We start from the raw sequence: 12202 nt of genomic DNA, 5'->3' as shown, positions 1-12202 counted from the left end.
TTTACAAGCTATCCCATCACCACTAACTAAAATTACCTCCTGTCATGGAAATGGATTATACCCCGACACTACAGTATTACAAAGATTTCTACAAAAAGCAGTTGCTCGAGGACACGGTGCCTTTCTGGTTTCCGCGCTCCATCGACGAAGAATATGGCGGCTACCTGCTGATGCGCGATGCGGATGGCAGCCTGCTCGACGATGACAAAGCTGTCTGGATACAGGGCCGGGCGGCCTGGCTGCTTTCCACGCTTTACAATACCGTAGAGCAGAAGCCGGAGTGGCTGGCAGGCGCTAAGAAAGGGATCGATTTCCTGCGCCAGCACTGCTTTGATGAAGACGGGCAGATGTTTTTCCACGTGACACGCGCCGGCGAACCGATCCGCAAACGCCGCTACTTTTTCTCCGAAACCTTTGCTGTGATCGCCTTTGCCGCCTATGCCAAAGCCAGCGGCGACGAAGAAGTGGCGGCCGAAGCGCGCAGGTTGTTTGGCAAATGCATCGAGTATGCTACTACACCGGGGTTGCTGACGCCGAAATTCACCGATACGCGCCCGGCCAAAGGTATTGGCGTACCGATGATCATGATGAACACGGCCCAGCAGCTACGCGATACCATCGGGGATGAACGCTGCGACGAATGGATCGCCAAGTGGATAGCTGAGATTGAACGGGACTTTGTAAAGGATGACATCCGTTGCGTGATGGAGCAGGTGAGCCCGGACGGGAGCATCATTGACCATTTTGACGGCCGGACCCTCAACCCCGGCCATGCCATCGAAGGCGCTTGGTTTATCCTTCAGGAAGCCCGTTACCGCAACAACGATCCGCACCTGATCGACCTGGGCTGCCGCATGCTCGACTACATGTGGGAGCGGGGCTGGGACAAAGAACACGGCGGCATCCTATACTTCCGCGATGTGTACGGCAAGCCCGTGCAGGAGTACTGGCATGATATGAAGTTCTGGTGGCCGCAAAATGAGACCATCATCGCCACGCTGCTCGCCTACCTGATGACGGGCAACGAGAAGTATGCCGGCTGGCACAAGCAGGTACACGACTATGCCTACAGCCACTTTCACGACAAGGAAAACGGCGAATGGTTCGGTTACCTGCACCGCGATGGCCGCCAGTCCTCCACCATCAAAGGCAACCTGTTCAAAGGGCCCTTCCACCTGCCGCGCCAGGAGTGGTACTGCTGGCAGGTGCTGGAAGCATTTCAGAAAAAATAAATTCCATTGACTTATACTTTTAAAACCCTTAGTAAACTTACCTGATCATGATACGAGTACTTTTAGTTTGTTCTGTTTTCCTTACTTCTCTCCTGGCGCACGCGCAGCAACGGGATATACCTGTTTTTACTTCCGGCGTTGAAGGCCATAAATCCTACCGTATACCGGCCATCATTGATTTACCGAACGGCGACCTGCTGGCTTTTGCAGAAGGCAGAGTGCACGGGGCGGCAGATTTCGGGGATGTGAATATTGTGATGAAGCGGAGCACAGATAAAGGGAAATCCTGGGCTGCACTACAGACTGTCGTGGATTACGATACCCTGCAGGCGGGCAACGCTGCTCCTGTGGTAGACCTCACCGATCCGGCATACCCAAAAGGCAGAATATTTCTTTTTTACAACACCGGCAATGCCCATGAGTACGAAGTACGCAGCGGCAAAGGCTTGCGTGAGGTATGGTACATTACTTCCACCGACAACGGGCAGACCTGGTCGGAGCCGGTAGACATCACGACACAGGTGCACCGCCCCAACATGCCGGCCGCCAACCCGGCCTATACCTTTCAGGAAGACTGGCGCGCTTATGCCAATACGCCCGGCCACGCCATGCAATTTGCCGATGGCAGGTATAAAGGCAGGATTTTCGTGTCAGCCAACCACTCCGAGGGCAAACCCAAAAATTCAGCGGAAGACTATTTTGCCCACGGCTACTATACCGACGATCACGGCAAAACATTTAAGATCGGTGAGACCGTGCCGGAAACCGGAGGCAACGAAGCAATGGCGGCCGAACTCACCAACGGCAGGCTGATGATGAACATCCGCAACCAGCAGGGAGATGTGCGTGCCCGCATTGTGGCCATAAGCAGCGATGGCGGCGCCACCTGGGATACGACGTACTTTGACCAGCAACTGCCCGACCCGGTCAACCAGGGCAGCATCCTGACCATCGGCAAAAAGAAAGGAAAAGCCATTCTTGCCTTCTGCAATGCCGCTGATACCAAAAGCCGCGATAACCTGACCCTGCGCATCAGCTACGACGAAGGCAAGACATGGAAGGACCAGCACGTGATCGCCAAGAGTGAGAACAACACAAAAGATTATGCTGCCTACTCCGACCTCGTGAAAATCGGGAAGAAAGAGCTGGGGGTGCTGTATGAGAAAAACGGATACCAGGAAATTGTGTTCACAGTCGTGAAGTGGAAGTAACGCGGTAGGAGGGTACCTGCTTTTGTACATGCTTGTCGCCAGGACCTAATCTTTTAAAATGCCCTCTACGCTTTGCGTTTACGAAAACATTCTCTAATTTTCAAGCGTTGGATCTGTGTTGCATACCTGCCTTACAACCCTAATCGGTTGTTCCCGGGTTTTGAAAAGTTCCGGAGCCATGCCGGCTGAATGGAGCTAGACATGCTCAGTTACTTGCGTGTCAACCTGCAGCCTTTGGACGTAGGGGCAGCAATAGTTGGGTTTTGCTTACGCCAGACAGTATCGCCTATACCTGAAAAGGAAGCATCATGACGAGTACCGCACATGGTGCCGGTGAAGAAATAGATTGACCAGATCTCGGAACGGAGTGATAAGCGGAATTACCTCTTTTCACTCCGTTCCCTTGTAGGCAGAGGTTGCCAAACTAAAGAAAGTAGAAAGCACGCCCGGAAAGGTAAGCTGATTTCGGTGTTGGGGATAGGGTATACTTGAACAGCTAACAAACAAATAAGCACCACATGGTCCGGAAGATCAGCCTTCTTCTTTTGCTTGCCACGTTGATAGCCTGCCAGAAGCAGCCTGCCAACACGGCTACAAGCGCAGTACCCCCTGCAGGTATACCAGCAGGTATAGCAACCCGCCCCCAGACGCCCATCATGGGCTGGTCGAGCTGGAATAATTTTCATGTAAACATCAACGAGGACATCATCCGGGCGCAGGCCGATTTTATGGTTTCGTCGGGGATGCAGGATGCTGGCTACACTTACATCAATATTGATGACGGTTTTTTTGGCGGGCGCAATGCGGAGGGAAACCTGCTGGCCCATCCGGAACGGTTCCCTGGCGGCATGAGAGCCCTGAGCGACTACATCCACTCCAAAGGGCTCAAAGCCGGGATCTACTCAGACGCGGGCATCAATACCTGTGCCTCGTACTGGGACAAAGACACCGTGGGCGTAGGCATGGGCCTGCACGGGCACGATGCGCAGGACCTGAGGCTGATGCTGCAGGAGTGGAACTACGATTTTATCAAAGTGGACTGGTGCGGGGGCGATTGGTTGGGGTTGGATGAACAAACCCGCTATACCCAGATTGGGAACCTGATTCGGGAAATTCGTCCGGATGCTGTGTACAACGTTTGCCGCTGGAAATTTCCGGGCGAGTGGGTGGTGCCGCTGGCAGATTCCTGGCGCATCTCCGGAGACATTGAAAATACGTTTGCCTCTGTGATGCATATTGTAGACCTGAACGCCGACCTGTGGCAGCATGCCTCTCCGGGCCATGTAAACGACATGGACATGCTCCAGGTGGGGCGCGGCATGAGCTACGAAGAAGACAAGGCGCACTTTTCGATGTGGTGCATGCTCAGCTCCCCGCTCCTGGCCGGGAACGACCTGCGCAGCATGAGCCCGGAAACCATCCGCATCCTGACCAACAAAGAACTGATCGCCATCAGCCAGGACAGGCTGGTGTACCAGGCCCGCCGGCTGGTCGACAAAGGCGACCTGGAGGTATGGGCAAAGCCGCTTCAGTCTACCATGAGTGGCGAGGTGGCCGTTGCCTTGCTCAACAGGTCCGGTAAAAAGGCAGCTATCACCTTTCACCCCGATTCTCTGGGGCTGGATGCAGCCAAAGGCTATACCATGCGTGACCTGTGGGCGAAGCAAGACTATGCAGGTTCGACAAAGAAAGAAATCAGTTTGGAGGTCCCGTCGCACGGAGTCGTTGTGCTGAAGCTGGTGGGGACCTCCCGGCCGTTCAATGTATTTCAGTATAAATGAGAGTGGGTTTACAACAAATAGCAACTAAATAGGGCACTACTATATCCGGTGCGCCATACTACCATACCTCACATTTCCATGATGAAAAACTCCTGTTACAGAAACATTGCGGCCTCCTGCCTGGTGGCCATCCTGACACTTATAGCTATAACCGCTCAAGCCTCCGATACGCTGCGTGTGGTAACGCACAACCGTGTGACCGTGGTCACGGATCCGGCCCAGGGTATAAATCTCTACAAAGCCTGGGGCGTGTTTCCTTCGGTGAAAGAAGATATCCGCAGTATAAAGCTGAAAGTGCGGCTGGGGTGCCCGGACAACATGCGCTGTGCCGACTGGGATTACAAGGACCATATCACCATTCGTCGTACCGGTGGTGTGAAGGGCACTTCGCAGGATTACGAGGTGGGACGTATGCTGACACCTTACGGGGGTGCCTTCGAAAAGAGCTGGCAGTTCGATTGGGAAGTAGACGTGACGGATTTCAGTTTGCTGCTCCGTGACAGTGTGGAGATCGAGTACAACCACACCGGTTGGGAGCCCAATAATGACCGGGGCTGGACCGTGACCATGGAATTTGAGATCGTAAAAGGAAAACCAGCCTGGGAACCTGTCTCTATCCAAAAAATTTATGATGGTGCTTATCGCTACGGGGACAGTACCAACAGTATCGAAAATGCCCTGAAACCGGTTTCATTCAATGCCGACAAACAGGCTGACTTTGCACGATTGCGTGTGGTGCAGACCGGGCATGGGATGGATAAACCGGACAACTGCGCCGAGTTCTGCAGTAAGTTCCGGGAGATCTGGTATGACGGAAAGCTGATCGATAAAAAAGACATCTGGAAGAAGTGTGGAGATAACCCGCTCTACCCGCAAGCCGGCACCTGGGTGTATGACCGGGCCAACTGGTGCCCGGGAGACCTCATGCAGCCTGACCTCTATGACCTGAAAGTGCAGGCAGGGAAGCAGCATACGGTAGACATCAACATGGAACAGTATGTCTCTACCAACCCAAGCGCGGACGAGTATATTACAGCCTACCTGGTGCAATACAAAAAGCCCGGTGCGAAGCAGGATGTAGCGGTGACTGATATCATCGCTCCTTCTTTAAAAGACGCCCACCGGCGTCAGAACCCGGCCAGCACGCAGCCGCAGATCGTTGTAAAGAACATGGGAGCCGCACCCCTCACGCACTTGGTTATCCGTTATGGCACCCAAGGTATTTCTCAAAAGCAGTACAGCTGGAAAGGAACGCTGGCACCTGCAGCTATGACTTCCATCGCCTTGCCAGGCACCATTGAAAGCCAGCCTGGTGTAAACCGGTTTGACGTGGAACTGCTCAAGCCGAATGGAAAGAAGGACAAGTACCAGGCAGATAATAAAATGACCAGTTCGTTTGAGGCTGTACCGAGGCAGGACAGCATACTGATCGTATACCTGATGACCAACAACCAGCCGGACCAAAACAGCTATGTGCTGCGAAACAGCGAGGGAAAAGTGGTGAAGGAGCGCACAGCAGGTTCACTCAAGGCAAACACCCTGTACCGGGACACCCTACAACTGGCAAAGGGAAACTACGAGTTCATACTTTCCGATACAGGGGGCAACGGGCTGGAATTTTGGGCCAACCCACGGGGTGGACGCGGCAAAGTGCGCTTGCTTACGAAAGAAGGGGCCATGCTTAAGGATTTTGAATCGGATTTTGGCTCTTCTGTAAAGTATGCTTTCGAAGTAGGAGGGCCGGTAGCGCCCGTTTCGGATCTTACCTCTCTGGGGCTATACCCTACCCGCACCAATGACAAGACTACCTTCGATTACTATTCCAACTTTCCGCAGGATGTGGTCGTGCAGATCGTGACAGACCCGGGTGACAAAGTAGTAGAAGAGCAAACGTATCAGCAACTGAAGGAAGGTGTGTTTACCTTTGACCTGAGCCACCACCCCAAAGGACGCTTCTACTTTAAAGTGTTGATAGACGGAGAAGAAAAATTCAAAAAGCGGATACGGTTGAAAGAATAAAGAGTAGGAGCTCGTTCTAGTAAAAACACCCGCCAGTTGCCCAGAAGAGGCAGCTGGCGGGTGTTTTCTTTTTACTATTGGTGCTCTGCTGTAAATTTTAACTCTCAGGTTATTTCCACGATCATAAGTACATAGGTGTATACAATATTCCCGATAAATTGTAGTTAGAGGAATAATTATTTTAAGAAGTGTCAAGAACTTTTTAAAATAATTAGAAAAGTATTTTCAATTATTAAAAAGAAAAATTACCTTGTTCGCATTAAGTTAACATTAGAGAGGTAAAACATAACCCTAATTTAATGCTCAATAAGCAAACAGGCTATAAAAGAAGTATAGTAAAGCACTTATACTTTGCTGGTGAGCTGTCTTGTGCAGATCTGAGTGCGCTTACTCAGAAGAGCGTACCCCTTACCACACGGGTACTGAATGAGCTGATCGCAGAAGGAGCGGTCATCGAAAAAGGATACGCTCACTCAACGGGCGGGAGGAGGCCACAGGTATATTCCCTGAAGCCTGACCTGATGTATGTGGTGTCAGTGGCGATGGACCAGCTGATCACCCGGATCGCCCTGTTGGATATGCACAACAATTATGTAGGCGAGGTCGAAAGAGTTGAGCTGCCTTTGGGCGATAATACTGAAGCACTGCAACAGCTGACGCATCACATTGCAGATTTTATAGAGAGAGCAGCTATACCTAAAGACAGCATCATCGGGATCGGCATAGGTATGCCTGGTTTTGTGGATGTGACCAAAGGGATAAACTATTCCTTCCTGAAAACCGATCAGGGAAGTCTAGTCAGCAATATTGAGGCAGCTATCGGCATACCTGTTCTGATTGATAATGACTCGAGCCTGGTTGCCCTGGCTGAACAGAAACTGGGCACAGCCAGTGATAAGCAGAACGTGATGGTGCTGAGCATCGGCTGGGGGATAGGGCTCGGGATGATCCTGAACGGTGCTCTTTTCCGGGGGCATAACGGGTTTGCCGGGGAGTTTAGCCACATCCCGCTCTTTACAAACAACAAGATGTGTAGCTGCGGCAAGAGCGGCTGCCTCGAAACGGAAACTTCCTTGCTGGTTGTGGTGGAGAAGGCTGTCCGGGGGATGCAGGAGGGAAAACTATCGATGCTGCAAGGGCTGTCGTTGGATAATGTGGAGGAAGCGTCCAACACCATCATGGATGCGGCCCTGAAGGGTGACAGGTTTGCCGTCGATTTGTTCCATGAAACGGCCTACAACATTGGCCGTGGAGTAGCGATTCTGATCCACCTGCTCAATCCGGAACTGATTGTGCTGAGCGGCAGGGGATCTCTGGCAGGCCGGCTCTGGCTGGCACCTATCCAGCAGGCCATCAACGAACATTGTATTCCCAAAATCGCCGAAAATACAGAAATAAAAATTTCCTCGTTCGGATACCAGGCTGAGGTTATTGGTGCTGCGGCGCTGGTAATGGAACACTACGATACATGGAGCCCGATGCAGGATAAAGTAAAAGGTAATCTTGCTGTCCCCTAGCGGATTGGCATATAGCTTCCTGAAAGATTGAACATTCTTAAATTGTAATATAAATAAACCTTCTATGAAAAATTTATTTACGAAGCAGTTCGTGCTTTGTATGATGCTAAGCTTGTTTGCGAGCCTGGCGTATGCGCAGCAGAAGCGAACCATTTCTGGAACTGTAAAAGATGACAAGGGCGCTCCCATACCCTTTGCATCCGTTCAGGTAAAAGGAACTACCAGCGGGAGCACGACCGATATGGATGGTGCATTCAGCATAGCTGTTGACGGTGCCGGAACAGTGCTGCGGGTTCATTCTCTCGGGTTTAATCCGAAGGAAGTGCCTGTAGGAGAAAGCAATACGATTCAAGTCGTGCTGGAAAGCAGCAGCAAAGCGCTTGGAGAGGTGGTTGTGACAGCTCTGGGAATTGAACGGGAAAAGAAATCGCTGGGATATGCGGTGCAGGAAGTGAAAGGGGAAAGCCTGGCGGAGTCTAAGGAAGCGAACCTGGCTAATGCGCTTACAGGCAAGGTGGCCGGTTTGCAGATCACCCGCTCCAGCAATGGCCCGGGTGGTTCTTCCAAAATTATACTTCGCGGTAATAACTCGCTGGTAGGCGACAACCAGCCACTGATCGTAGTAGACGGTGTGCCCATTGATAACTTTACCGGCAGAGACAACAACGACTACTGGAACCCCGGCCTGGACATGGGTAACGGTCTTGCCGACATCAACGCCGATGACATTGAAAGTATATCAGTGTTGAAAGGTGCTTCTGCGGCGGCGCTTTATGGTTCACGAGCTGGTAACGGCGTCATCCTGATCACCACCAAGTCCGGTAAACCACAGGATGGCCTGGGCATCACGATTTCTTCTACCGTTGGCTATGATGAGATCTTCACTTATCCCAAGTTGCAAAACAGCTTCGGCCAGGGATCGGAAGGAACCCATGATCCGCTGTCGGGTTCGAGCTGGGGCCCAAGAGCAGAAGGGCAGACTGTTGGGAACTGGAAGGGCGAAAATGTGCCCCTACGCATCTACGATAACATCGAGAACTTCTTCCGAAAAGGACTTTACTCCAGCCAGAACGTCTCGATCCAGCAGCAGTTCAAGACTACTTCCATCTATACCTCCTTCAACCAGTTTGATAACGAAGGCGTTGCACCCGGCGTGAAGCTGTCCAGAACCAACCTGATGGCCAAAGCCACTACAACTTTCGGAAAGTCTGACCGCTGGACAACAGACACCAAAATACAGTATACCAAATCCAATGCTGAGAACAGGCCAATTGGTGGTAACAACCCCAATAACTCCTTTAGTACGCTGTTCATGCTGCCTCGCTCCATGGATATCCGTGACTTTAGAACAGATGTTGACGCCAATGGCAAGATGATCTGGTACGGTACCAGCAGCCAGATGAACCCCTACTGGAACAGCAGGTATAACCTGAACCAGGATGTAAGAGACAGGTTCATTTTGAACGGCTCGGTTAAGTATGACTTTACGAACTGGTTGAGTGCAGAAATTAAGGGTGGTGCCGACATGCATTACACCAATACCGAAAGCAAACTCTATGGTGGTAGCCCGCAAACCCCATCCGGGAGATACAGCATCGGCAAACAGAATTTTACGGAAACCAACTTCAGCTCGCTTATTACCGCAAAGCAAGACAACGTGTTCGGAAAATTGGGAGGCGCAGTGACACTGGGTAGTAACCTGATGGAGCAGCGGTTCAGTTCCGTAAGCGGCAGTGCCGGCGAACTGGAAGTACCCAACCTGTTTTCTATAAATAACAGTATCACCAACCCGAGTGTAGGGCAGGGCTTCCATGAGCAACAGGTTAACTCCGTGTATGGCTCGGTGCAGTTTAACTGGGATGGTTACTTGTTCCTGGATGCAACTTTCCGCAATGACTGGGCTTCCACACTACGCAAAGACAACCGCTCTTTCTTCTATCCGTCTTTGAGCGCCTCTTACGTATTCACAGATATGCTGGAGACAACCGGCGCCACGCTTCCTGCCTGGTTGAGTTACGGCAAACTGAGAGCCTCTTACGCAGAGGTAGGCAATGGTCTGCCTCCTTATCAGCTGTATAATACCTACTGGATCGGTAAGGACCCGAATGGCAATACCACAGCAGGCCGAAACAACACACTTTACAACCCAGGTGTCAAAAGCGAGCTTATCAAGTCTTACGAAGCTGGATTTGAGACTCGATTCCTTGATAACCGCATTGGCTTAGATTTTACATGGTATAAGTCTAATGCAACAAACCAACTCATCACACTGCCCATGGACCCTCTTAGCGGTTACACCGGAAGAATCATCAACGCCGGTGATATCCAGAATAAAGGTATAGAGGTGATGGTGAATGCAGATGTTATCCGAAGCCCTGATGGTTTCAATTGGAACATCAGCGGTAACTATTCCAGAAACCGCAACACGGTGGAGGCCCTGTATGAGGACATAGAAATTTATCCGCTGGGAGGTTTCGACGATGTGCGTGTGAATGCAGTTGTTGGCGGTGAGTACGGCGAGATCTTCGGCAGCACCTTCAAAAGAGTGGACAATCCTGAAAGCCCGTACCACGGACAGCTTCTGCTTAGCAGCGATGGTCTGCCACTGGTAGGCGAGCAGGGTGTGAAGCTGGGGAACCAGCAGGCTGACGCTTTGGTAGGTGTGACAAACAGCTTAAATTACAAAGGCCTGGGGCTTTCTTTCCAGGTAGATGCCCGCATCGGAGGCGAGATTTTCTCCGGTACGCATGTGAGTATGCAGCGCGCTGGTACGGGTGCTGTTACTGTACGTGACGGCGGCCGCGAAAGCTTTGTAGTGGACGGCGTGGTAGAGAATCCTACTACCGGCCAGTATGAAGTGAACAGCACGGAGGTTACGCCGCAGAACTACTGGAACGCAGTGGCGGGTGTAGGTAACCTGGGTATCACGGAGGCGAATATTTACGACGCCACCAACGTGCGCCTGCGCAACGTGCAACTCAGCTACGCCCTGCCTGGCGGATTGCTGTCTAAAACGCCGCTTCAGAGAGCCAGAATCGGGATAACAGCTACGAATGTGTGGCTCATCTCCAGCCACATGGATGGCCTGGATCCTGAGTCTGTCTTTTCGACAGGAACTAACGCGACTGGTTTTGAGAACGGAAGTATGCCAACCACTCGCTCTATCCTGTTCAATCTTACGCTGGGCTTCTAATCAATTAAAGCATTACGATTATGAGAAATATACTGAAAAAATCATGTATGGTCATGGTAGCCGGCCTATTGCTGACCTCATGTAACGACTTTGAAGAAATCAACGTGGATCCTGTGGCAGCCAGCGCGGACCAGGTGCAGGTGGAGTATTTTATCAACAACTCCATTATCAGTGCCCAGATGAACCCGGACGTGGCAGAGCGCTCCTTTATACTATACTGGAAGGTAGCTGCCCACTACCAGGAAGGCTCAACCCTCTCTTCAGGTGGCTATAACGACGGCTGGACGGGCGCTTACTACAACCAGGTAGCCAGCTGGTTAAACGCAGCCAATACCGCTATTGAGATAGCCAACGGGCATATCAGCTCAGGCAAAACGCAACCGTACACGGAGAACCTGCTGCAGGTAGCCCGTATCTGGAGAGCTTACCTGATGAGCGAGATGTCGGATAACTTTGGCCCTATTCCCATAAACGCCTTCCAGGGAGAAAACCCGGAATTTTCGAGTGAAAAAGACGTTTACTATTTTATGTTGGCAGAGCTGAAGGACGCGAGTGCTAAACTCGACGAGACGGTGGCAACTACCGACAGGCTCAGGAAACTGGACCCGGCCTATGCCTATAATTTTGCCAACTGGAGAAAGTATGCTAACTCGCTGCGCCTGCGCCTGGCGATGAGACTTTCCGAGGTGGACCCTGCCAAGGCTAAAGCAGAGTTTGAGGAGGCAGCTGCCACCAACGCTCTGATCATGGCTGCGGGTGAGACGTTTAAAGTGCAGGAGAAACCAGGCTGGGACGCCCTTACCGGCGTGATGAGCCGTGAGTGGAACTCACAGTACCTGTCTCAGACACTGTTCAATACGTATTTTAACCTGGGTGGCGTCGAGTCGGTGAACCAGCTTGGAAGTTCATTCCACTCAGCCATCAAGCCTGAGAACTGGATGGGGCAGAAATTTGAGAATCACTTCGCTACCAAGACCAATAACCCGTCAGCTGGATACTGGTTTAACGGCCTGCCACATGCAATTGACCCGCGTGCCTACAAGGCATTCACTATACCTGGTGATTTCTCAAATCCTAATTTCAGCAGCTATCCGTCGTGGACAACTGATGCCAAAAACACAAAACGTCCGCTTTTAGACGATAATGGCGGTGTGGTGAAAGAGATTGACGCGACCTATACCTGGAACTCAGCTGGAAACGGTTCGTGGGGCGCCAAAGGTGCAAAGAACAGGGTTTATTCTTATCCTGG

7 protein-coding genes are annotated in these 12202 nt (G+C 51.6%); all 7 read left to right on the top strand.

What is annotated here, in order from left to right; all coding sequences use genetic code 11:
* The first annotated feature begins 44 nt into the window (after positions 1-44).
* Positions 45-1232 (top strand): AGE family epimerase/isomerase, encoded by a 1188-nt coding sequence (locus OB13_RS00790; protein WP_461488234.1) that lies wholly within the window; start codon positions 45-47, stop codon positions 1230-1232.
* A gap of 47 nt (positions 1233-1279) precedes the next feature.
* Positions 1280-2443, top strand: a complete 1164-nt coding sequence (locus tag OB13_RS00785) for a sialidase family protein (protein WP_461488233.1) — start codon at positions 1280-1282, stop codon at positions 2441-2443.
* A gap of 518 nt (positions 2444-2961) precedes the next feature.
* Complete coding sequence (locus OB13_RS00780) at positions 2962-4224, top strand: glycoside hydrolase family 27 protein (RefSeq protein WP_461488232.1); 1263 nt, start codon at positions 2962-2964, stop codon at positions 4222-4224.
* Positions 4225-4302: 78 nt separating this feature from the next.
* The gene (locus tag OB13_RS00775) at positions 4303-6243 is read left to right on the top strand and encodes a peptide-N-glycosidase F-related protein (RefSeq protein ID WP_461488231.1); all 1941 of its coding nucleotides are present in this window, start codon (positions 4303-4305) and stop codon (positions 6241-6243) included.
* Positions 6244-6542: 299 nt separating this feature from the next.
* On the top strand, positions 6543-7760 hold the full coding sequence (locus tag OB13_RS00770) for an ROK family protein (RefSeq protein WP_461488230.1): 1218 nt from the start codon (positions 6543-6545) through the stop codon (positions 7758-7760).
* 64 nt (positions 7761-7824) lie between these two features.
* The gene (locus tag OB13_RS00765) at positions 7825-10953 is read left to right on the top strand and encodes a SusC/RagA family TonB-linked outer membrane protein (protein WP_461488229.1); all 3129 of its coding nucleotides are present in this window, start codon (positions 7825-7827) and stop codon (positions 10951-10953) included.
* A 20-nt stretch (positions 10954-10973) separates the two neighbouring features.
* A partial coding sequence (locus OB13_RS00760; protein ID WP_461488228.1) for a SusD/RagB family nutrient-binding outer membrane lipoprotein occupies positions 10974-12202 on the top strand: 1229 nt, incomplete at its 3' end.

It is taken from the genome of Pontibacter sp. HJ8, from assembly GCF_054824225.1.
This window is presented reverse-complemented; position numbering and strand designations above follow the sequence as displayed.

What these genes read in the sequence shown, in the direction of transcription:
- OB13_RS00790 (WP_461488234.1), top strand. Translation starts at nt 45, where the DNA reads ATGGAAATGGATTATACCCCGACACTACAGTATTACAAAGATTTCTAC.
- OB13_RS00785 (WP_461488233.1), top strand. Translation starts at nt 1,280, where the DNA reads ATGATACGAGTACTTTTAGTTTGTTCTGTTTTCCTTACTTCTCTCCTG.
- OB13_RS00780 (WP_461488232.1), top strand. Translation starts at nt 2,962, where the DNA reads ATGGTCCGGAAGATCAGCCTTCTTCTTTTGCTTGCCACGTTGATAGCC.
- OB13_RS00775 (WP_461488231.1), top strand. Translation starts at nt 4,303, where the DNA reads ATGATGAAAAACTCCTGTTACAGAAACATTGCGGCCTCCTGCCTGGTG.
- OB13_RS00770 (WP_461488230.1), top strand. Translation starts at nt 6,543, where the DNA reads ATGCTCAATAAGCAAACAGGCTATAAAAGAAGTATAGTAAAGCACTTA.
- OB13_RS00765 (WP_461488229.1), top strand. Translation starts at nt 7,825, where the DNA reads ATGAAAAATTTATTTACGAAGCAGTTCGTGCTTTGTATGATGCTAAGC.